General features: G+C 66.0%; 20 protein-coding genes and 1 pseudogene. 6 read left to right on the top strand and 15 right to left on the bottom strand.

Annotated features, from left to right (window positions below):
- Positions 1-197 precede the first annotated feature (197 nt).
- The 6 genes from ASE83_RS04165 to ASE83_RS04140 all read right to left on the bottom strand — a co-directional run bounded on the left by ASE83_RS04165 (position 198) and on the right by ASE83_RS04140 (position 8,137).
- Complete coding sequence (locus ASE83_RS04165; protein ID WP_055784068.1) at positions 198-1,088, bottom strand: SMP-30/gluconolactonase/LRE family protein; 891 nt, start codon at positions 1,086-1,088, stop codon at positions 198-200.
- Position 1,089: 1 nt separating this feature from the next.
- Complete coding sequence (locus ASE83_RS04160; protein ID WP_055784066.1) at positions 1,090-1,884, bottom strand: SDR family NAD(P)-dependent oxidoreductase; 795 nt, start codon at positions 1,882-1,884, stop codon at positions 1,090-1,092.
- Between the two features lie 21 nt (positions 1,885-1,905).
- Complete coding sequence (locus ASE83_RS04155) at positions 1,906-3,045, bottom strand: fumarylacetoacetate hydrolase family protein (RefSeq protein WP_055784064.1); 1,140 nt, start codon at positions 3,043-3,045, stop codon at positions 1,906-1,908.
- A gap of 12 nt (positions 3,046-3,057) precedes the next feature.
- The gene (locus ASE83_RS04150) at positions 3,058-4,839 is read right to left on the bottom strand and encodes an IlvD/Edd family dehydratase (protein WP_268794957.1); all 1,782 of its coding nucleotides are present in this window, start codon (positions 4,837-4,839) and stop codon (positions 3,058-3,060) included.
- 57 nt (positions 4,840-4,896) lie between these two features.
- On the bottom strand, positions 4,897-6,306 hold the full coding sequence (locus tag ASE83_RS04145) for a sugar porter family MFS transporter (protein WP_082443057.1): 1,410 nt from the start codon (positions 6,304-6,306) through the stop codon (positions 4,897-4,899).
- Positions 6,307-7,081: 775 nt separating this feature from the next.
- Entirely contained in the window at positions 7,082-8,137 is a 1,056-nt protein-coding gene (locus ASE83_RS04140; protein WP_055784060.1) for a LacI family DNA-binding transcriptional regulator, read from the bottom strand.
- Positions 8,138-8,407: 270 nt separating this feature from the next.
- Here ASE83_RS04140 and ASE83_RS04135 point away from each other — a divergent pair, with 270 nt between their 5' ends.
- A complete protein-coding gene (locus ASE83_RS04135) occupies positions 8,408-10,702 on the top strand; it encodes a glycoside hydrolase family 3 N-terminal domain-containing protein (RefSeq protein ID WP_082443083.1) in 2,295 nt (764 codons plus the stop codon).
- 140 nt (positions 10,703-10,842) lie between these two features.
- Here the strand turns inward: ASE83_RS04135 and ASE83_RS04130 are convergent.
- From ASE83_RS04130 to ASE83_RS04105, 6 genes and pseudogenes are all read right to left on the bottom strand, one after another.
- Positions 10,843-11,837: pseudogene (locus ASE83_RS04130) on the bottom strand (IS3 family transposase); the annotation flags it as partial.
- A gap of 231 nt (positions 11,838-12,068) precedes the next feature.
- Positions 12,069-12,440: a tetratricopeptide repeat protein gene (locus tag ASE83_RS04125; RefSeq protein ID WP_235512968.1), complete on the bottom strand. Its 372-nt coding sequence runs from the start codon at positions 12,438-12,440 to the stop codon at positions 12,069-12,071.
- Between the two features lie 151 nt (positions 12,441-12,591).
- Positions 12,592-13,020 (bottom strand): ExbD/TolR family protein, encoded by a 429-nt coding sequence (locus ASE83_RS04120; protein ID WP_055784058.1) that lies wholly within the window; start codon positions 13,018-13,020, stop codon positions 12,592-12,594.
- 12 nt (positions 13,021-13,032) lie between these two features.
- Positions 13,033-13,518 (bottom strand): ExbD/TolR family protein, encoded by a 486-nt coding sequence (locus ASE83_RS04115; RefSeq protein WP_055784057.1) that lies wholly within the window; start codon positions 13,516-13,518, stop codon positions 13,033-13,035.
- A gap of 75 nt (positions 13,519-13,593) precedes the next feature.
- Entirely contained in the window at positions 13,594-14,391 is a 798-nt protein-coding gene (locus ASE83_RS04110; protein WP_055784055.1) for a MotA/TolQ/ExbB proton channel family protein, read from the bottom strand.
- Positions 14,392-14,477: 86 nt separating this feature from the next.
- On the bottom strand, positions 14,478-15,170 hold the full coding sequence (locus ASE83_RS04105; protein WP_055784053.1) for a TonB family protein: 693 nt from the start codon (positions 15,168-15,170) through the stop codon (positions 14,478-14,480).
- A 223-nt stretch (positions 15,171-15,393) separates the two neighbouring features.
- Here ASE83_RS04105 and ASE83_RS04100 point away from each other — a divergent pair, with 223 nt between their 5' ends.
- Complete coding sequence (locus ASE83_RS04100; RefSeq protein WP_055784051.1) at positions 15,394-16,254, top strand: hypothetical protein; 861 nt, start codon at positions 15,394-15,396, stop codon at positions 16,252-16,254.
- A 167-nt stretch (positions 16,255-16,421) separates the two neighbouring features.
- Here the strand turns inward: ASE83_RS04100 and ASE83_RS04095 are convergent, their stop codons facing one another.
- Both ASE83_RS04095 and ASE83_RS04090 read right to left on the bottom strand, forming a co-directional pair.
- Entirely contained in the window at positions 16,422-17,171 is a 750-nt protein-coding gene (locus ASE83_RS04095; RefSeq protein ID WP_055784049.1) for an SDR family oxidoreductase, read from the bottom strand.
- Entirely contained in the window at positions 17,168-17,539 is a 372-nt protein-coding gene (locus tag ASE83_RS04090; protein WP_055784047.1) for a dihydroneopterin aldolase, read from the bottom strand. Before ASE83_RS04090 ends, ASE83_RS04095 begins: the two co-directional genes overlap by 4 nt.
- A 139-nt stretch (positions 17,540-17,678) precedes the next feature.
- On the opposite strand from ASE83_RS04090, the gene ASE83_RS04085 reads away from it, so the two are divergent.
- From ASE83_RS04085 to ASE83_RS04070, 4 genes are read left to right on the top strand one after another with little or no spacing between them, the layout of a single operon-like run.
- Positions 17,679-18,176 carry a GNAT family N-acetyltransferase gene (locus tag ASE83_RS04085; RefSeq protein ID WP_055784045.1) on the top strand — a complete coding sequence of 166 codons (498 nt, stop codon included), beginning with the start codon at positions 17,679-17,681 and terminating at the stop codon, positions 18,174-18,176.
- A 40-nt stretch (positions 18,177-18,216) separates the two neighbouring features.
- On the top strand, positions 18,217-18,780 hold the full coding sequence (locus ASE83_RS04080; protein WP_055784043.1) for a DUF1285 domain-containing protein: 564 nt from the start codon (positions 18,217-18,219) through the stop codon (positions 18,778-18,780).
- A complete protein-coding gene (locus ASE83_RS04075; RefSeq protein WP_055784041.1) occupies positions 18,777-19,367 on the top strand; it encodes a CoA pyrophosphatase in 591 nt (196 codons plus the stop codon). Before ASE83_RS04080 ends, ASE83_RS04075 begins: the two co-directional genes overlap by 4 nt.
- A gap of 32 nt (positions 19,368-19,399) precedes the next feature.
- Positions 19,400-20,566 carry a CCA tRNA nucleotidyltransferase gene (locus tag ASE83_RS04070; protein WP_235513018.1) on the top strand — a complete coding sequence of 389 codons (1,167 nt, stop codon included), beginning with the start codon at positions 19,400-19,402 and terminating at the stop codon, positions 20,564-20,566.
- Here ASE83_RS04070 and ASE83_RS04065 read toward each other — a convergent pair.
- Positions 20,536-22,188: a putative bifunctional diguanylate cyclase/phosphodiesterase gene (locus ASE83_RS04065; RefSeq protein WP_235515970.1), complete on the bottom strand. Its 1,653-nt coding sequence runs from the start codon at positions 22,186-22,188 to the stop codon at positions 20,536-20,538. The two genes, ASE83_RS04070 and ASE83_RS04065, sit on opposite strands and share 31 nt — an antisense overlap.
- Between the last annotated feature and the right edge of the window lie 149 nt (positions 22,189-22,337).

The raw sequence follows: 22,337 nt of genomic DNA, 5'->3' as shown, positions 1-22,337 counted from the left end.
CCTGCCTGACTGGATCGATATTCAGCCGATGCGGACGGAGCATCGGCGTTTCCAGTCGAACTATCCGTCCTTTCCGTCACCCCGGGCTTGACCCGGGGTCCCGCTTCTTACTGTCGTCGAGAGAAAACGGCACCCAGGGTCAGGCCCGGGGTGACGATACACCCGTAAATGTCGATCCGACCTTGCTAAACGACGCATCAAATCCCGACCGAAATCTCGGCCCCCGCCACCCCCGGCACCTCAACCTCGAACTGGAACAGATTGCCCGCCAGCGGCTGCGCTGCGGCCTGTTCCGCATCGTGATGCTTGTTGGCGGTCGTCGCGAACACCGTCCGCAGGTCCGGCCCGCCGAACGCGACCTTGGTGATCGCGTCGACCGGCATCCGCACCGTCTCCAGCAGTTCGCCCTTCGGCGAATAGCGGCGGATGCCCCAGCCGGCGTAGAGGCCGATCCACACGCAACCCTCGGCATCGACGGTCGGGCCGTCGGGATAGCCTTCGCTGCTGGGGATGCTCACGAACAGCCTGCGGTCTGTCAGCGATCCGTCCTGCGCCACTGTACAGGCATAGATATGCCCGCCCAGCGTATCGACATGATACAGCGTCCGCCCGTCGGGGCTGACCGCCGGGCCGTTGGTGATCGCGACCGGCGGCGCGGAGGCTACCGCGCGACCATCCGCGCCCAGCCGATAGATGGTGCCGGTCGCCGCGCTCTCGCCATCGTCCATCGTCCCGAGCCACAGCCGACCGCTCGGATCGACCGTCGCATCGTTCAGCCGGTTGCCCGGCAGATTCGGTTCGGGATCGACCAGCATTTCGAACCCGCCGGTGACGGGATCGAACCGGTGCAATCCGGTCTGCAGCCCGGCGATGAACTTGCCATCCGCCGACGGCAGCACGAACCCGCATTGCGCGGGTGCCGCCCAGCTGCGCCGCTCGCCGCTCGCCGGATCATAGCGGTGGACGCGCGGCGTCTTGATACAGCCGAACCACAATGCCTGGTCGCGGGCCACCCACACCGGCCCTTCGAGCAGCGGCGCCGACAAATCCCATATGCTGACCGGTTCCGAACGCTGTACCGTCGTCATCTTAGCGCCACCCTGCATCCACGAAGAAGCTGTGCCCGGTTACCAGTCTCGCATCGTCGGAGGCAAGGAACAGGATCATCGCCGCGATGTCGCCCGCGACCAGCCGACCGTTCAGGCATTGCGCCTTCACGATCTCCGCTTCGCCCTCCGGGGTGTACCATTTCAGCTGACGCGGGGTCCGGACATTGCCCGGAATGACGCAGACCGAACGGATGCCGTCACCGCCCAGCTCGCGTGCGAAGCTGCGGGTCAGCCCCTCGATCGCGGCCTTGGCGGTCTGGTACAGGGTCAGTTCCTCCAGCGCGAGGTGCCAGCTGATCGACCCCATGTTGACGATCACGCCCTTGCCCGCCGCCTTCATACCCGGAATGACCGCCTGCGCCGCGAAGAACAAGTGGCGCAAATTCACGCCCATCCGGTTGTCCCAATAGGCTTCGTCGACCTGCTCGATCGAATGGCGGTCGTCGCTGGCCGCGTTATTGACCAGAACGTCGAATTCGCCGCCCTCGGCGATCGCATCGGCAATGGCCGCCTTGAGCGCCGCAATATCGGTCAGGTCGACCCGCTTGAACACCGGCACCGGACCGGCGCCCGCCAGTTCCTCGATCAGCTTGCGCGAATCATCCTCGGCAATGTCGAAGAAGGTGACGTGTGCGCCCTGACGCACGAACCCTTCGACCACGCCCGCGCCGATCCCCGATCCCCCGCCGGTGATGAGCACGCGCTTGTTGCTGAGGGACGGATAGGATGCGCGCTGGTCGGGCGCGATCGGGTAGGCGAAATCGTCTGGCGACATGGCAGTTTCCGGCAAAGAGAATCAGGCGGCGATCAGGCCACGGCGCGCGAGATTGCGCATCAGGTCGCGGATGCCGAAGCCCCAAGGCTCGGCCGCCTTCGACGTGGTGACGGTATTCGCCAGCTCGCCCAGCGACGGTGTCGAGATGCGCACCACGTCCCCAGGCTTGTGGGTGAAGCCCCGGCCCGGTTCGTCGCGGTCCTGCACCGGCGCGAACAGCGTGCCGAGAAACAAGACGAAGCCGTCGGGATATTGATGTTCGGACAGCGCCTGCCGCACCAAATCCTCCGGATCGCGGCTGATCTCGCGCATCGTGCTGGTACCGGTCAGGACATAGCCTTCGGGACCGTCGATCCGCAGGTCGACCACGGCATCGCGCACCGTATCCATGGTGAAGTGATCGTCGAACAGGCGGATGAACGGGCCGATCCCGGTCGAGGCGTTGTTGTCCTTCGCCTTGCCCAGCAGCAGCGCCGAACGCCCTTCGAAGTCGCGCAGGTTGACGTCGTTGCCCAGCGTCGCGCCGACCGCCTTGCCGTCGCTGGTCGCGACGATCACGATTTCCGGTTCCGGGTTGTTCCACGACGAATCCGACCGGATGCCGACGTCTCCGCCCCAGCCGATAGTCGACAGCACCGGCGCCTTGGTGAACACCTCCGCATCAGGGCCGATCGCGACCTCCAGATATTGCGACCACATGCCCGCCTCGATCAGCGCGGCCTTCAGTTCGGCGGCTTCGGGCGAACCGGGCTTCACCGAACGGATGCCGCCGCCGATCCGCGCTTCCAGATCGCCGCGAATGCCCTGCGCCGCATCGGCGTCGCCCCGCGCACGCTCCTCGATCACCCGCTCCAGCGCGGAGACGGCGAAGGTGACGCCTGCTGCCTTCACGCATTGCAGGTCGATCGGCGACAGGATCGGCGGATGTTCGCCGTTCGGATCGGCCAGCGCAGCGACGTCGCAGACGACCGGGCCGTCGAGTGTCGCCACGTCGCTGCGCTCCAGCAGGTCGGCGACGGTCGCGGCATGGGCCGACACGTCGATGACATTGCCCCCCTTCAGCACGACCGGCGTCGGCCCTTCGGCCAGTTGCATCCGGCCGACCAGCAGCGCCTTGTCGTGATCCGCCGGCAGCATCCGCGCGGCATGTTCGGTCTTCATGTCCACCACCCCTTAGTGATTGTGGCGCGGCGTCGTTTCCGACGTCCGGCGATATTTGAGCGCGAGATCGAGGACGCCGCCGTCACCCAGTTGCCCCACCTTCTCGCGATAGATTTCTTCCCACGGCGTCTGGCTGGCCGGGACCGGAGGAACACCCTCACCCTTGCGCCGCGCAAGCTCCGCATCGTCGACCAGCATGTCGCAGCGACCATGGTTCAGGTCGATGCGGATGGTGTCGCCGGTGCGCAGCCACGCCAGCCCCCCGCCCACCGCGCTCTCGGGCGAGGCATTCAGGATCGACGGACTGTCCGACGTTCCCGACTGCCGCCCGTCGCCGATCGTCGGCAGGCTCTGGATACCGCGCTGGAGCAATGCCGCCGGCGGCTGCATGTTGGTGACCTCGGCCGATCCCGGCCAGCCGATCACGCCCGCGCCGCGAATGACGAGGATGCAATTCTCGTCGATCTCCAGCGCGGGATCATCGATGCGGTGGTGGTAATCGTCCGATCCGTCGAACACGATCGCGCGGCCTTCGAAACAGCCCTCATGGCCGGGCCGCGACAGATAGCGCGCGCGGAAATCGGGACCGATCACGCTGGTCTTCATGATCGCCACGTCGAACAGATTGCCCGACAGGACCAGGAAACCGGCCTGTTCCTTGAGCGGCTGATCGTATGGCCGGATGACCTCACGGTCGGTCGCGACGCGGTTGGCGACATTTTCGCCCAGCGTCCTGCCGGTAACGGTCGCGACGTTGCCGTCGACCTTGCCCACCGCGATCAGCTCGCTCAGCACCGCCGGCACCCCGCCCGCACGGTGGAATCGCTCGCCCAGGAACCGCCCGGCCGGCTGCACATCGACCAGCAACGGCAGGTCATAGCCGAACTCCATCCAGTCGGACGGATGCAGCTCGATATCGGCATGGCGCGCCATGGCGTGCAGGTGCGGATGCGCGTTCGACGACCCGCCGATGGCGGTGATGAGCGCGATGGCGTTCAGGAACGACTGGCGCGTCAGGATCTTCGACGGGCGCAGGTCGTCATAGGCCATCTCGACGATGCGCTTGCCGGTCTCGTAGGCGATCTGCCCGCGTTCGCGATACGGCGCGGGAATAGCCGCGCAGCCGGGCAGCGACATGCCCAGCCCTTCGGCGATGGCGTTCATCGTCGATGCCGTGCCCATGGTATTGCAATGCCCCGCCGACGGCGCGGAAGCGGTCGCGGCTTCGAGGAACTCCTCCTCGGTCATCTCGCCCGCCGCCAGCTTGCGCCGCGAGCGCCAGATGACCGTGCCCGATCCGACCAGCTCGCCGTCATGCCAACCGTCGAGCATCGGCCCGCCCGACAGGACGATCGCCGGAATGTCGACCGTCGACGCCGCCATGATCGCCGAGGGCGTGGTCTTGTCGCAACCGGTCGTCAGCACGACGGCATCGATCGGATAGCCGTTCAGGATTTCGACCAGCCCGAGATAGGCAAGATTGCGATCGATCGCCGCGGTCGGCCGCCGGCAATTCTCGAAGATCGGATGGGTCGGAAATTCCATCGGAATGCCGCCCGCCGCCTCGATCCCCGCCTTCACCCGCTTCACGGTTTCGAGATGGATGCGGTTGCACGGCGTCAGGTCCGATCCCGACTGCGCGATGCCGATGATCGGCCGCCCGCTGGTCAGTTCCTTCGGCGTGATGCCATAATTCATGAACCGTTCGAGATACAGCGCCGCCATGTCGAGACGGCCGGGCGCGGCGAACCATTCGCGCGAACGAAACGGGCGGGCGGGGGTGCGGGTCATCATGTCCACTCGGTCAGAAAGAAAAGCCCCCGCCCGTCGCGAAACGGGCGGGGAGCGAGGTCAGCCCTGCATGTCCTCCAGCTCCTTGCCCTTCGTCTCATGAATGAACTTCTGGACGAGGAAGAAGCTGATGACGGCACAGGCGCCGTAGAAGCTGTAGGTGATGGTCAGACCGAGTTTCGCCGCCATGATCGGGAAGCTCTGCGCGATCAGGTAATTGGCGAACCACTGGGCAAAGCCGCAGATCGCCAGCGCCGATCCGCGCATCTGGTTCGGGAACATCTCGCCCAGCATGACCCACATGATCGGGCCCCAGCTGACGTTGAAGAACACGACGTACAGGTTCGCCGCGATCAGCGCGACGGTGCCGAGATCGGCCGACAGTTGCAGCTTGCCGGCCGCGTCCAGCGTGCCGTTGTGGAAGCAATAGACCAGCGCCCACAGCGTCACCGCCATGCCCGCCGAACCGATCAGCAGCAGCGGCTTGCGCCCGATCTTGTCGACCAGCGCGATGGTGACGAAACACGCCGCGATCGACACGACGCCCGACAGGATGTTGATCTGCAGCGACTGGTCTTCGGTGAAGCCCGCAAGCTGCCACAGCGTCGCGCCATAATAGAAGATCACGTTAATGCCGACGAGCTGCTGGAACACCGCAAGCACCAGCCCGGCCCATACGATCGGGCGGATGCCGCCCTTCACGGGGTCGAGGATGTCGCGGAGCGCGGGCTTGTGATCCTTGCTGAACGACGCTTCGATGTCGCGGATCTTCGTCGCGGCGGCGGCTGGTCCGAACAGCCGCGTCAGCACGATGCGCGCTTCGTCCAGACGGCCCTTCTGCACCAGATAGCGCGGGCTTTCCGGAATGAAGAGCAGTGCGACGAGGAACACGGCGGCCGGGATGGCCTGCATCCAGTACATCCAGCGCCACGCTTCGTAACCGCCCCACCAGATCGAGGTGGACGCGCCCGCCGCGGCGGCCAGATAATAGTTCACGACGAACGCGGCGGTCAGGCCGGTAATAATCATGATCTGCTGGATGGTGGTCATCCGCCCGCGAATGTTCGCAGGCGCGACTTCGGAGATATAGGCAGGCGACAGCACCGATGCCGCACCGACCGCCATGCCACCCATGAAACGTGCGACGACGAACAGCAGCTGGACATGGCTGAACCCCTGGACCAGCGCGCCGATCAGGAACAGCACCGCCGCCAGCATCATCACCTTGCGACGACCCACCGCGTCCGCCAGCTTGCCCGCCAGGAACGCGCCGACGAAACAGCCGATCAACAACGAACCGACCGTGAAGCCCAGCCCCGCTTCGCTCAGCCCGAATGCGGTCTTCAACCCTTCCTGGGTCCCGTTCACCGCACCGCTGTCATATCCGAACAGCAAACCGCCGATCGTCGCCACCGCGACGATGGCGATGACAAGCGCGATGTTCACGCGCTCCCCGCTCGCCTCTGTCATCCCCATCCACTCCCAAGCTCACTGCCGCGCTTGACGGCGTGTTAGCGGTAACGGTGGCGAATAATCATGATAAATGCAAGCGCCGCCGAAACCACCCGGTGATTTTGCCGCGACCACGCCGATATCAGGGCCGATCGACATTCACATTCTATTTCGTCACCCCGGACGCGTTCCGGGGTCCACCGACCCGCGATCGCGATTGCTGGAGGCTCACGCCGCATCGATTGCCGCGCCGTGGCCCCCGGAACAAGTCCGGGGTCACGGCGAGGCCGGAGGCGGTGATCGGGAACGGCTCCAGGGCCGATCGACCTTCAATGTGCGAATGCGCGATGTTCGTGCGAAGCCGCGAAGCAAAGAAAGAAGATGGTTCGCGCGGAGGCGCGGAGGACGCGGAGGTGTCGCGCACGGCGGTGATCGCAGGGTCGATTACCGGTCGGCCCGAGATCGTTGCGTCGGCCACGAAGTACCGCTTTGCGTCAAGCGCCGTTCTCTGCGTCCTCCGCGCCTCCGCGCGAAAATCCGACTTCCGGGGGTTTTCGCCGTCGCCGCGTGATATCCCGCCCCGGCGTCTGATGTCGATCCGGCCTGTGACCGATCGACATTCCCATCTGTATCGTCACCCCGGACTTGTTCCGGGGTCCACCGAGCGGCAATCGGTGCGCTTTGAGGCTCTAACAACAGCATTTGCGGCCTGGTGGACCCCGGAACAAGTCCGGGGTGACGAAATGGATGCCCTCAAGCCTGTCTGAACCTGAATGTCGATCGGCTCCAGAACTCAGCGCGGCGCCGGCCCCGAGGATTCCCGCACGACCAGTTCATGGTCCAGCACCCGGTCCTCGCCTTCGTCATCGCGCACCCCGGACCGCCGGTCGCGAATCCGGGTCAGCAGCATCTCGACCGCCGCCTCCGCCATTGCCGCGATCGGCTGTCGGATGGTGGTAATCTCCGGCCAGGTCGTCGTGGCGAGCGAGGTATCGTCGAACCCCACGATGCTGACATCCTGCGGCACATGCAGACCGCGCCGATGCGCGACGTTGATCGCCGCCGCCGCCATGTCGTCGTTGCTGGCGAAGATCGCGGTCGGGCGGTCGGGGCGATCGATCAGCCCCTCTGCCGCATCGATGCCCGACCGATAGGTAAACAAACCCTGTTCGACCGGCATATCGGCCAGCGGCAAGCCGGCCTCCTCGATCGCCGCAGCGAAACCGCGCCAGCGCTCCCCGCTCGCCCCGTTGTTCGGATTGCCGCGCACGAAGCCGATCCGGCGATGGCCGAGGCCGATCAGATGCTCGGTCATCGCCTTCGCCGCCGCGAAATCATCGATGCGGACCGACGCGCGGTCCGCCTGCGCCACGCCGACCGCGACGGACACCGATGGCGTACCCGCCGCATCCAGTTCGTCCTGCACCAGCGGCGCATCGGACAACGGCGGCGGCAGGATCACGCCCTGCACCGGCGTCGACGCGAAACGCCGGGCGCCTTCGGCCTGCGCTTCCGGACTGTCCCCGTCACACGGCTCCAGCACCAGATGACATCCGACCTTGCGCGCGCCTTCCAGCGCGCCGATCAGGAAATGCGACAGATAGGCCATGGACGGGTTGGCATAGAGCAACCCGATCTGCGCCGCCTCCCCCGCCGCCAGGCTGCGTGCCGCGCTGTTCGGCGAATAGTTCAGCTGGTCGATCGCCGCCAGCACCGCCTCGCGCGTCGACGGACGGACATTGACGCCACCGTTCACGACTCGGGAGACGGTCATCGCCGACACCCCGGCGGTGCGCGCGACATCCTGAATCGTGACGCTGCCACCGCTGCGACGACTGGGCTTTTCCATGAATTGTGACGGCTCCTTCACCATGCTGATTATGGTGCGGCAACGCCGATTGCAAATCCACGATCGGTTGACGCATCGCGGCCGGATCGATAGCTGATAGCGCTACCAAATACGGTGACGGCACTGCCGTATGCCGAATATCATGGGAGAGAGATCGTGACCCTTGCGTCCAAGCCCGTTCGCCTTGCGCTCGCCTGCCTGCTGGCGACCGCCGCCACCGGTACCGTCATCGCGCAATCGCGCCCCGTCCGTCCGGCCGCAGCCGAAAAGATGCTGTACAAGGACGCGTCACAGCCCGTTTCGGCGCGCGTCGAGGACCTGCTGCGTCGCATGACGCTGGAGGAAAAAGTCGCCCAGATGATCGGCGTCTGGGAAAAGAAGGGTGATATTCAGGACGCGAAGGGCAATTTCTCGGCGGCGAAAGCCACCCGGGCCTTTCCCAACGGCCTCGGCCAGATCACCCGCCCCTCCGACAAGCGCGGCGTGACCATCAGCAACAATGCCGCCGGTGTCGCGGCGGATGCGGTCAACCGCACCGCGCAGGAAACCGCCGACTATATCAACGCCGCACAGCGCTGGGCGGTCGAACAGACCCGCCTCGGCATCCCGATGATAATGCACGAAGAGGCGCTGCACGGGTATGTCGCGCGCGGCGCAACCAGCTTTCCCCAGTCGATCGCCCTCGCATCGAGCTGGGACCCGGCGCTGGTCGAACGCGTCTTCAGCGTGGCCGCCCGCGAGATGCGCGCGCGCGGCGCGAACCTTGCCCTTGCTCCCGTGGTCGATGTCGCGCGCGACCCGCGCTGGGGCCGGATCGAGGAAACCTATGGCGAAGACCCGCATCTGGTCGGTGAAATGGGTCTTGCCGCGATTCGCGGATTCCAGGGGACGACCCTGCCGCTCGCCCCGACCAAGGTGATGGTCACGCTCAAGCACATGACCGGCCATGGCCAGCCCGAAAACGGCACCAATGTCGGCCCGGCGAATATCTCCGAGCGAACCCTGCGCGAGAATTTCTTCCCGCCGTTCGAACGCGCGGTGAAGGAACTGCCGGTGCAGGCGGTGATGGCATCGTATAACGAGATTGACGGCATCCCCAGCCACGCCAACAAATGGCTGCTCGACGACGTGCTGCGCCGCGAATGGGGTTACAAAGGCTCGGTCGTCAGCGACTATTTCGCGATTCGGGAACTGAACACCCGCCACAAGCTCTACGGCACCGACATGGCCGCCGCCGGTCGGCGCGCGCTCGATGCCGGGGTCGACATGGAACTGCCCGATGCGGAGGGCTGGTCGACGCTCGCCCAGATGGTGAAGTCGGGCCAGGTACCGATGGCGCAGGTCGACAATGCGGTGCGCCGTATCCTGGCGATGAAGTTCCAGATGGGGCTGTTCGAAAACCCCTATGCCGATGCCCGTACCGCCGAGGCGAAGACCGCGATGCCCGACGCGATCGCGCTGGCCCGTGAAGCCGCCGTCCGCTCGATGGTGTTGCTCAAGAACCAGAACAACCTGCTGCCGCTCGACCCGGCCAGGATCGGCAGGATGCTGGTCGTCGGCACCCATGCGCGCGACACCCCGATCGGCGGCTATTCGGACGTGCCCAAGCATGTCGTCAGCGTGCTGGAAGGGATGCAGCAGGCCGCACAGGGCCGCTTCAGCGTCGATTATGCCGAGGGGGTACGCCTGACGCGCAGCCGGCAATGGGCTGCCGACAAGGTCGAACTGGTCCCGGCGGCCGAAAACGCTCCCTTGATCGAGGAAGCGGTGCGCAAGGCCGCGCAGGCGGACACGATCCTGCTCGTGCTGGGCCAGAACGAGCAGTTGAGCCGCGAAGCCTGGGCCGACAATCATTTGGGCGACCGGCAGAAACTGGACCTGATCGGCGAGCAGAACGAACTGGCCCGCCGGCTGTTCGCCACCGGCAAGCCGGTGGTCGTCGTCCTGCTGAACGGCGGACCGCTGGCCGCGACCTATCTCGACGCGACGGCCCCCGCGATCCTCGAAGGCTGGTATCTGGGGCAGGAAACCGGCCATGCCGTCGCTGACGTCGTGCTGGGACGCGCCAATCCGGGCGGCAAGCTGCCGGTCTCGGTCCCTCGCAGTGAGGGGCAGTTGCCGATCTTCTACAACCACAAGCCGACGTCGCGGCGCGGCTACCTGTTCGACAGCACCGCCCCGCTCTATCCGTTCGGCTACGGCCTGTCCTACACCAGCTTCACCGTCGGCGCGCCGCGGCTGGCAAAGGCGACGATCGGCCGCGACGAAACCGTCCGTGTATCGGTCGACGTCGCGAACACCGGCCGCCGCGCCGGTGACGAGGTCGTCCAGCTCTATGTCCGCGACGACGAGGCGACGGTGACCCGCCCGGTCCTCGAACTGAAGCATTTCCAGCGGGTGACCCTGCGACCGGGCGAGCGCCGGACGGTGACCTTCGACCTGAAACCGAACGACCTCGCCTTCTGGAACGTCGACATGAAACATGTTGTCGAACCCGGAACTTTCACCCTATCCGCTGGCAACAGCTCGACCCAGTTGAAAACGGCGACACTGATCGTCCGCTGATTGGGGAGGATTTCATCATGCCGGTACGTCGTGCGTGCACGACGTACCGGCACCTCAGCATGGGTCGGTCCGAACAAAACTGTAGGGCGCTGGCAGCATTTTTCTTGTGCGAACCGAGCTACTGACATGCCCCCCGCCTTTCATCCAACGTTGACCTGCGACTGATCTGTGTTGTCGCGCATGAGCGCAAGTGAAGCAACGGTCAGGGTCAACCCCGACCGTTGCTGCTCGAGCCCAGCGGCGAACGCCGCAGAGGCGGCGTAGGCGAGCGAGGAGTGCGGTCACTTGGTGTTGTAGTCGTCAACCCGGCGCGCCAGGATCGAGAGGGCCTGGCCGATGGTGAAGAACAGCGTCTCGTTGACCAGCTCGTCGCGCATGCGACCATTTAAGCTCTCGACGAACCAGTTCTGAGTTGGCTTGCCAAGTGCGATGTAATGCCATTCGACGCCCAAGTCGCCGGACCAGGGGAGCACCGCGTTCGAGGTGGAGTTCGGCCCGTTGTCGCTGACGATCATCTTCGGGCTGCCACACTCGGCGACCAGATGGGTAAACTCGCGCACGACCCGCCGACCCGAGATCGACGTATCCGCCACCGCCCGGAGACATTCGCGCGTCACGTCGTCCACGGTGTTGAGCACACGGGTGACGAACTGGTCGTGGACGAAGTCCAGGCTCCAGCGCTGGTTGGGAAGTGGCAGCGCCGGCGCGGGCGCCCGCGCGCCGACGGAACGCTTTCGTCCCTTCCTGCGCCGACCGTGCAAACTCTTCTCACGGTCGAGCCGCTGGGTCTTCTTGCGGTTGATCGTGATGCCGTCCCGGCGAAGCAGGATGTGCAGCCTCTGATAGCCGAACCGCCAGCGCTGCTGCTCCAGTTCGCAGAGCCGCGACCGCAGGTCAACATCATCCGCCCGGCACGAGTGATACCGCATGTTCGTGCGGTCCGCCCCGACAACCATGCACGCCCGCCGCTCACTCATCCCCAGCGTCGCCTGAAAACGCGCGACCGCTTGCCGCTTCGCGGCGGGCGTTACCATTTTCTTGACAGCAGATCCTTCAGAACCGCGTTGTCGAGCATCGTATCTGCGAGCAGCCGCTCGGGCCGTGTGTTCTCTTCCTCGAGCGACCGCAGACGCTTCCAAGCCACCAAGCTTCGCAGCGAACATTCTGCTCAGGATACGCTATAAGTTCGTAGAATTCTACCCTGCTCGTCATACCTTACTATGTAAGGAAATAACAAACAACTTTCCAAAAAACCCCGGGCTTAGAGCTTTAAGACTGCTGATAAGACTAATCTTGTAGTTCTGCAAAACCCGACCACTTAATCGATCCAGCTCGCTGAACGGAGCCGGACCGATTAGAACATATGTCAGCGCGCCGTGAGTTGTACGGAGCTTGGTTGCTCCAGTAAACGCAGACCACGGCGAGCCACGTCGTGTGAACCGGCCACCTGCGAAGACGGCATCACAAGCGACGTATCCTTGGCATCAAGCACCCGCTGATACAAGTCGCGCGCCGCGGATGGGCGCTGCGTCATGGCATATACCGCAGCAAGATTCAGCAGTACCTCCGGCTCGCGACTCCCGGCGCGGGTTTCGCGCTCCAGTGTGCGTTCGGCGGAGGATAGGTGGCCGGCGGTGATTGCGGCATGTGCATATTCAACTTGCTGGGCGTTCGCGCTGGAGGCGATCCCCATCACCGCCAGCGCCGAGCCAAGCAGTGCCGCTGTTCCGATTCGCATGACATCATCTCCTGTTTGTTACATCGTGATGACATCAATGTTTCACTTTAAAGACGGTTGCGCAAGCGACCCGATTGGCTCCGGACACAAAAAAAGGGCGGCCCGAAGGCCGCCCCTGATCCGCCGTTCTACCGGCCGGGCAATCCGCGCGTCAGAAGTCGCCGCGATACTGCTCGTTTCCGACGAAGCCGAGCTTCGTCACGTTGGCGCGCTTGATGATGGCCAGCACCCCGTCGACCACTTCGTACCGCGCGGTCGCATCGGGCTGGAAGTGAAGTTCGGGCTGCGGGCTCATCGCGACGGTCTGATCCAGATACTGGGTCAGCGTGACCTCATCGACCGGCGTACCGTTCCAGAAGGTCTGGCCCTGCGCGTTGATCGAGATCTTGTTCTTCTGCGGGTCGATATTGTTCTGCGGCCGGTTGTCCGGCTGCGGAAGATCGACCTTCACCGCGTGGCTCTGGATCGGGATGGTGATGATGAACATGATCAGCAGCACGAGCAGCACGTCGATCAACGGCGTCGTGTTCATGTCCATCATCGGTTCGTCGTCGCTGCGACCGCCGCTACTCATTGCCATGTCAGGCTACTCCTATTGACGCGCGCGCGGCGTGGTGTTCGGGTCCGGTTCGGAAATGAACCCGACCTTGGTGAACCCGGCCGACTGCATCGTGTAGATCGTCCCACCGATGCAGCGGTACGGCGTGTTCACGTCACCGCGAATATGCACTTCCGGCAATTCGAGGTTCGGGTTGCCGACGCCACCCTGGCGAGCGATTTCGTCTTCCAGCTTCTTGACCGCACGAGCGCGCAGTTCGTCCGCCGTGACGCGGGTCAGGCCCCAGTACACGGCGCACTGGCCGTCGATACCCTGGACCGACAACGAGACGTTTTCCGGCTTGGTCGTCGTCGGTTCGAACACGACCTTCGGGACCTTGAGGCCGCTCACCTGCTGGACCACGACCGGAACCGCGATCAGGAAGATGATCAGCAGCACGAGCATGACGTCCACGAGCGGCGTGGTATTGATGTCCGAGAGAGGGGCGTCATCGCCGCCGTCGCCAACACTCATCGCCATGAGGCTATCCTATCCACTTCTACTCAATCGAACCGCCAGGCCCGATCACGGACCCGGCGGTATAGCGCCGTCGGATCAGACGCGCGGTGCGGTCGGCACGCCACCGGCCTGGCCGGCGGTGGTGCTGCCGACTGCCGGCTTGGCGACCGGGGCCGGGCCACGGGCGGCGGCGATGGTCGGACGAACCGCGCCGTTCGAGGCGAGGTAGCCGAGCACGTCGTTCGAGAAGGACGACAGGTCCTTCTGGATCGACTTGTTACGGCTCTGCAGCCAGTTGTAGGCGAGCACGGCGGGAACCGCGACGACCAGACCGATGGCGGTCATGATGAGCGCTTCACCGACCGGACCGGCGACGTCACCGATGGCGGCCTGACCGGCGGCACCGATCTTCACCAGCGCGCGGTAGATGCCGACCACGGTACCGAACAGACCGACGAACGGCGAGGTGGCACCGACGGTCGCGAGGAACGGCAGGCCGCTGCTCAGCTTCGAGTTGATCGCCGATTCCGAACGCGCGAGCGAGCCGTGCAGCCAGTCATGCGCTTCGACCGGATCGGTCAGCTTGCCATGCTGTTCCTGCGCGGCGAGGCCGTCGTCGACGATCTGGCGATAGGCCGAGTTCTTGTCGAGCTTGGCAGCGCCTTCGCGCAGCGAGTTCGACTGCCAGAACGTGGCGCGGACGCGCTTCGCCTGGTTCATGATCTTCTGCTGTTCGAACAGCTTGGTGAAGAGAATGTAGAACGAACCGACCGACATGATGACGAGAATGACCAGCGTGCTGATCGCGATCGCGCCGCCCTGCTGCAGTGCCTCGTAGAAGCCGAAGTTCGGAGCCCCGGCAGGCGCACCGGCGGCAAGGATGGGGGTGAGCATCGAATAGTTTCCTTAGAGCTGATATGTTCTGGAAGAATATTGCCCCGGACGGCCTCGCGACCCGTAAGGTCGCGAGGTACCCGGTCTTACCGATCGGCCGGCAGCTGCCAGCGGACGCGACGCGACGAACTCGACCGGATCGCATTGCCGGCCTGGTCCAGCGCCGGACTGTACCGGCCACGACGGGTGATCGCGGCGCAGGCGGCGCGATCGAGCGCGGCCGAACCCGACGATGCCGTCACGCGGCAGTTTTCGACACGACCCTGCGTGTTGATGTCCCAAGCGATCGCCGTCACACCTTCGTCGCCGCTGTTCAGCGCACTGGGCGGATAGTCGTCGTTGGTGATCCACTGCGCGGGATCGCCCTTGGCTCCTGCGGCCTTGCTGACCACGGGCGCCGGGGGCGCCGGAGGCGCAACCGGTGCCGGCGGCGCGGGCGGACCGGCAGTCGGAATCGGCGCATACACCTTGGGCGGCGTCGTCACCGACTGAATCGTCACCGGAGGCGGAGCCTGCGTCTGAACGATCGGCGGCGGCGTCACGACCGGCGGCGGCGATTGCGGCTGCGGCTGTTCGGGCGGCGGCGGGGGAGGAGGAATCTCCTCGGGCGGGGGCGGCGGTTCCTCGACGTCGAACGTCTCGGTATCTTCGACCGCCTTCTTCACATATTTGTAGGCAAGGCCGGAAATGAACGCATAACCGATCACCACGTGGAGCAACCCCACGATGATCAGTGCGACGATCCGGCCACTACCTGCTTTTTGGTCAGCGTAAGCCATTCAGCAACCAAACTCCTCTAGCCCGGTACATTGGGTCGGTCCGTCCGGCGGAAACCGGCACGCAACGACCGCGTGTCCGGGGCTACGCGGCATTCCGGACCGCGATTGTCTATCGCGGCCTTTTAAACGACGCAAACGCTTTGTCGGACGAAACATTCGTACAATCGCCCCATGACCGAAATAAGTCTGTAACCACGGTTTTCCGGGGGGTAAGAGCGATTGCATGAAACGCACTCCACTCGCTACCGCAGCGATATCGCTTTGCATAGTCGCATGTTCGCCGGTTTCGGCCAGTCAGGGTGGCCCCGTTTCTGTTACCGCTACCGCCGATTCGGCACCCGTCGCCTATGCCCGGCTGGCCCGGCTGGGGCTGGAAAGCGACATCGTGCTCGACGCCACGATTCGCTCGATCGCGCGGATCGCCCCGGATGAGGCACCCGGATTGGCGCCGGGGCATGTCCGGTTCTACGTCACCGCCGATGTCGGCGCGCTGATTCGCGCGAACGGCCCCCTGCCCGCGCGGATCGGCTATCTGGTCGATGTGCCGTTCGACCCGCGCGGTCGCGCGCCGAACCTGAAGCGGCAGCGGGTCATCGCCTTTGCCCGCGCGGTGGCGGGGCGTCCCGATCAGGTACAGTTGGTGACGCCCGACGCCCAGTTCGCCTGGGCGCCGGCGCTGGACCAGCGGGTGCGCGACGTGGTGCGCGAAGTCATCGCCCCCGATGCGCCGCCGGCAATCACCGGCATCGGTAACGCCTTCCACGTCCCCGGTACGCTACCGGGCGAAGGCGAGACGCAGATCTTCCTGCAGACGACCACCGGCGCGCCGGTATCGTTGCTGGTCCTGCGCCGTCCGGGCGAGGAGCGGCGCTGGGCCTTGTCGCTGGGCGACATCATCGACGAAGCGGGCGGTGCGCCCAAACCGGATACGCTCGCCTGGTATCGCCTTACCTGCGGCCTGCCTGCCGAACTGCCCGAACCCAGCCTGCAATCGCAAGAGGCAGGCAATGCGACGATCGCGCGCGAAGACTTTGCGTTCGTGCGCGAATCGCTCGGACGCTGCGACGACGGTCGGTCGGGTTGATTCAGGGCGCGATGACATCGGACCGAAGCGTTCGTCCCGAGGTGCCGCTGAGTTTGTCGAAGCGGCGTATCGAAGGACCGTGGTGGAGGTACTTCGAAACGGGCCTTCGACAAGCTGGGTCCCTACTCAGCACGATCGGCTTTACCTGATCCCATCGCGCTCTGGCGTCAGCGGGCGAGGTGGACGAAATCGCGTTCGAACCATACCAGCCCCGCGCCGCCATCGACGAACAGCACCTGCCCGGTCGACGCAGCCGCCCCAGCCAGGAACAGCACGGCGTCGGCCACCTGATCGACGGTCGGGAGGCGTCCGAGCGGCATGAGCGCGGCCAGCCGGTCGACCTGTTCCGCGCTGTAATCGTCGGTCGCGAGCGTCAGGCCGGGCGCGACGCCGTTGACCCTGACCCGTGGCGCGAGGGCCAGCGCGAGGGTGCGCGTCGCCTCGGCCAGCGCCTGTTTCGACAGGGTGTAGGCCAGCTGGTCACGATGCGGATGGGCGATGCGCTGATCGAGGATATTGACCACCGCGCTACCGCCCTGCTCCGCCAGCGCCGTCGCCAACACGAACGGTGCGGCGGCGTTCACCGCGAAATGCGCCGCGAGCGATCCGGGGGTGGGGTAGCCGGCATCGTCGGCGCGGAAGCAGGAGGCGTTGTTGACCAGCAGGTCGACCCGCCGACCGAACCGGTCCGATACCGTCGCGATCAGGCCGGCCGCGGCATCGCCATCGCCCAGATCGGCGGCGAAGACGTGATGCTCTGCGCCGGCCGCCGCGATGGCCGCCACGACTTCGGTGTCCGGATCGCCGGGATGCGACGCATGGAGGGCGACGTCATGGCCGGCCTGCGCCAGCCGCACGGCGATATGCCCGCCCAGCCGCCGGAAGCTGCCGGTGACGAGCGCCAGCGGGCGGCTCACCGCCGATGCCGGACCATGGTGACGCCGATCGATTCGCCCGCTTCGGCGATGGCCAGCTTGACGATACGGATCTTTACCCGCTGCACGCGCGGATCGGACAGGAACAGCGTGTCGACGATATGGTCGGCCACCCCCTCGATCAGCGTGAAATGTACGCCCTGCGGCAGCGACGTGGTCGCCGCTTCCTTCAGGTCCATATAGCTTTTCGACGCCGACAGCGGCGTGTCGGGCGTGAAGCGTTCGGGACAATCGAGGTCGACCGTCATCGAGATGCGCAGCGGTTGCGGCAGATGAGTTTCCTCGGAATAAATGCCGGTCAGGACATTCACTTCGACATCATGGACTTCTAGCTGAAGCGAATCGCGCAAGCGGCACCTGTCATCATCTGGGAATATGCGCGCGATAGCAGAAGGGCGCGGGGACGTAAGCCGCCGCTCGAATCTTCGCTTGTGCCCCGCCCGCGCGGCGGTACAGGCGCCAGAATCCCGTTTGTCGACTGGACCGAACTTGACCGACCTGTTGCCCCTTGCCGCCATTCCCGCCGCCCAGGTCGAGGCGTTGCTCGACGCCGCCTTCGGTCCCGACCGGCGCGGGCGTACGGCCTATCGCGTGCGGGCCGGGCTGTCGGTGATCGACGCGCTGAGCTTCGCGCAGGTCGAGGATGGGCGACTGGTCGGGTGTATCCAGTGCTGGCCGGTCCAGCTCGACGGCGACGATGGCGGCGTGCTGCCGCTGGTGATGGTCGGTCCGGTCGCGGTCGCGCCCGATTGGCAGGGCATGGGCATCGGCCATGTCCTGATGCACCGGGCGATCGCGGCGGCGGGGGATGACGCCCCGCTGATGCTGGTCGGTGACGCACCCTATTATCGCCGCTTCGGCTTCACGGCCGAGCGGACCGGCGGATGGCGGATGCCGGGGCCGTACGATCAGGCACGGCTGCTGGCGCGTGGCGACGTGCCGCTGCGCGCGGGCATTCTCGCCCCCCGGATCGCGCTGGCGGCGTGACCCCTTGTCGGGGGCGGGCAGAGCGAGCTAACGGATTTTCATGCCCATGCAGCCCCCCGCCGATTTCGCTTCGCTGTCGCTCGCCGAAGTGGCGCGCCTTGCCGCCGAGGCGAAGCTGCCGCCCGTCGAGCGCTGGAACCCCACGCATTGCGGGGACAGCGAGATGCGGATCGCGGCCGATGGCGGCTGGTTCCACCAGGGCAGCCCGATCACGCGGACGGAGATGGTGCGGCTGTTCGCGACGATCCTGCGACGCGAGAACGACGGCTCCCATGTACTGGTGACCCCGGTCGAAAAGCTGTCGATCGCGGTCGATGACGCGCCGTTCGTCGCGGTCGAGGCGAAGCTGTCGGGCGAAGGCGATCAGGGACGCATCGCGTTTCGCCTGAACACCGACGAGATCGCGGTGGCCGATGCCGATCACCCGATCCGGATCGAAGGGACGCCGGAGGCTCCCCGCCCCTATCTGCGCATTCGCGGCGGCATGGACGCGCTGATCGCCCGGGCCGTCTTCTACGAACTGGCCGAGCAGTTGGTCGCCGGGCCGGACGGACGGCGCGGATTGTGGAGCGAGGGCGCGTTCTTTCCGTTCGAGCCGGCATGACGCTGGCGGAGCGGCTGCGGGCGCGGCTCGCGGCGCCCGCCGAACCGCTGCTGGTGGGGGATTTGAACGGCGAGGCGCCGATGCCCGAGGGGGGATGGCGCGCCGCCGCCGTGCTGATCGCGGTGACCGACCGGGCGGAACCGGGGGTGCTGCTAACCCAGCGGACGGACGCCCTGCGCACCCATGCCGGACAGGTCGCGTTTCCGGGCGGCAGTGTCGATCCGGGCGATGCCGGTGCAATCGGCGCGGCGCTGCGCGAGGCGGCGGAGGAAATCGCGCTGCCGATCGGGGCGGCGGAGGTCATCGCGACGCTCGACCTTTATCATACGGTGACCGGGTTCGAAGTGACGCCGGTGCTGGCGACCATTCCCGCCGATCTGCCGCTCGTCCCCCATCCCCGCGAGGTCGATGCGATCTTCGAAGTCCCGCTCGCCTTCCTGCTCGACCCCGCCAACCATGGCCGTGGCAGCCGGTGGCATGACGGGCGGGAGCGGCATTATTACGAACTGATCTTCGGCGATCGGCGCATCTGGGGTGCGACCGCCGCCATGATCGTGAACCTGGCGCAAAGACTGACATGGCCGTGACCGAACCGACCACCCTGCCCCCCGCCGCCTGGATGACGCGGCCCGGCCTTGCCCGGCTGGCCACGGCACTCGGCGCGGACGAGGGCGCAGCGCGCTATGTCGGCGGGGCGGTACGCGATACGCTGCTCGGTCTGCCCGTCGCCGATATCGACGTCGCGACGATCCATCCGCCGCGGGAGGTCGTGCGCCGTCTCCAGGCGGCAAGGATCAAGGCCATTCCGACCGGCATCGCGCATGGCACCATCACCGCCGTCGCCGACGGCACGGTGGTCGAGGTGACGACGCTGCGCCGCGACGTCACCACCGACGGCCGCCACGCCGAGGTGGCGTTCACCGACGATTGGCAGGCCGATGCCGCGCGGCGCGATTTCACGATGAACGCACTCTATGCCGACATGGGCGACCATCGGCTGTACGATTATTTCGGCGGCATCGCCGATCTGCGCGATGGCCGCGTCCGCTTCATCGGCGATCCGCTGCGCCGCATCGCCGAGGATCACCTGCGCATCCTGCGCTTCTTCCGCTTTCTCGCGCGGTTCGGCGACGCACCCGATGCGCAAGGGCTGGCGGCGTGCATCGCACGGGCCAACGACCTGATGGCCCTGTCGCGCGAACGGATCGCCGACGAACTGCTCAAGCTGCTGGTAGCGCGCGACGCGGTCGGTGTCGTGCGGCTGATGGTCGATCGCGCCATCTGGCAACCGGTCCTGCCCGAATTCGACGCGGCAGCGGTCGAACGGCTGGCGGCTCTGGTCGACGCCGAGGCAAGCGCCGGGATGGCACCCGATCCGGTCCGTCGCCTCGCCGCGCTGCTGAATGCCGGCAATGCGGAGGGCGCCACCGCCCGGCTGAAACTGTCCAATGCGCAGCGCAAGCGGATTGCCGTGGCACTGGGAAGCATCACCGATGCCCCGCTGGCGCTCGGCTATCGGCTGGGCGTCGAGGGGGCGGTCGACCGGCTGTTGCTCGCCGGCGATCCGACCGCCGCGACTACCGTCGCCGCATGGACGCGTCCCACCCTGCCGCTGTCGGGCGGAGCACTGGTCGAACGCGGCCTGGCGCGCGGACCCGACGTGGCACGCGCGTTGCGGCAGGTCGAGGATCGGTGGATCGCGGAAGGCTTTCCCGACACGGAACGCACGGCAGCCATCGCGGACGCGGTCGTGGCTCAGGCGTTGCGGGCGAGCAGCAACGCATAGGCGGCATCGGCATCGACCGGCCGCGAGTAGAAATAGCCCTGACCGAAGGCGCAGCCGAGCGCGACCAGAGTGTGTTCCAGTTCCTGCGTCTCGATCCCCTCCGCCGTCGTGCGCAGGCCGAGCGCCTGCGCGAGGCTGAGGATCGCACGCACGATCGCCACCTTGTCGCGATCGGCCAGCATCCCGGTAATGAAGCTGCGGTCGATCTTCAGCTTGTCGATCGGCAGTTTCTGCAGATAGGCGAGGTTGGAATAGCCGGTCCCGAAATCGTCCATCGCGATCGACGCGCCCATCTCTTTCAGCGCCAGCATCGTGCACAGCGTCCGGTCGGGATCGACGATGAACGCGCTCTCGGTCAGCTCGATGGTGAAGCGGGCGCCCGGCAGCCGGTGCTGCGCCAGTACCTCGGCGAACATCGCCTCGACATTGTCGCGCTGCAACTGCACCGCCGACAGGTTCACCGCCATCCGTGCGCCGCAATCGCCGCCTGCCATCCGGTCCCACGCGGCCAGCGTCCGTGCCGCCTCGTCCATCGCCCACCGCCCGAGCGGCACGATCAGCCCCGACTCCTCGGCCACCGGGATGAAATCGACCGGGGAGATATTCTCGCCCTCCGTGGTCGTCCACCTTGCCAGCGCCTCGAAGCTGCTGATCCGGCCTTTGGACAAGTCGCAGATCGGCTGGAACGCCAGATGGAGCTGTCGATCCTCCAACGCGTGACGCAGCCGGGTCTCGATCGAGAACTGGCTGCGCACGATGTCGAACAGATGCGGGCGATAGACTTCCGTCTGGCCGGTGCGTTTCGATCGCTTGACCGCGAACTGCGCGTGGCGGATCACATCCTCCGCGTCGGCATCGGCATCCTCGCCCAAGGCGATGCCGATCGAACATTCGACTCGGATGCTGAAATCGGACAGTTGGAACGGCTGCACCAGCGCCTGCTGCAACCGCGATGCGGCCTGCAGCGCGTCGTCGGCACCTTCGCGCAGGCCCAACAGCACGGCGAACTCGTCCCCGCCGGTCCGGGCCAGCACGTCGCAGCTGCGCAAAACGCCCCGCAACCGGCGCGCGACCGAGATCAGCAGCTCGTCACCCGACAGCGATCCCATGCAGGCGTTGACCCGGCTGAACCGGTCGAGATTGATCGCCAGCACGGCATAGCGCGCACGGTCGCCATCCGCCACGCGTTCCTCGACCAGATCGCCGAACCCGGTGCGGTTCGGCAGGCCGGTGAGCGAATCGGTGCTCATTTCGCGACGCAGGCTGGTTTCGGTGCGCTGTTCGGGGGTTTGATCGACCAGCGACATCATGCAGCGCGCGATGCCCACCGATTCCGTCCGGCGCGCCAGCGTCACGTCATAATGGCGGCTGTCCACCGCATCGCCCAGCCGTAGCTGCATCCGCCGCCGGGTATCCTCCGATACCAGGAACGCCAGCACCTGATCGCCGATCTCGTGCAGCAGCGCCCCGCGCCCGACGATGCCGGTAAATCCGGCCGCACGAAAGGCGTTGTTGACCGCTTCGAAAACCAGCCGCCCGTTATTCGCCGCGACGATCGCGGTCGGCACCGGCAACAGATCGAGGATCAGCTCGCGGGGATCGACAGGCGGCGTATCCGGCACGACCGCGACATCGCCGACAGGCGCACACTCCGCCTGATCCGGAATCGGCGAAGCCTGCGACCTGAATGCCGAAAATATCTGCCTGCCGAACGCCATCGGAATCGATATGGCGGATGGAGGTTAAAAGCTTCTGAAACCGCAGGTCTTTC

Origin of the sequence: Sphingomonas sp. Leaf32 (genome assembly GCF_001421765.1) — a bacterium.
GTDB lineage: Bacteria > Pseudomonadota > Alphaproteobacteria > Sphingomonadales > Sphingomonadaceae > Sphingomonas.
Note: the sequence above shows the minus strand (reverse complement) of the source record. Positions and strands in the feature narration are given on the sequence as shown.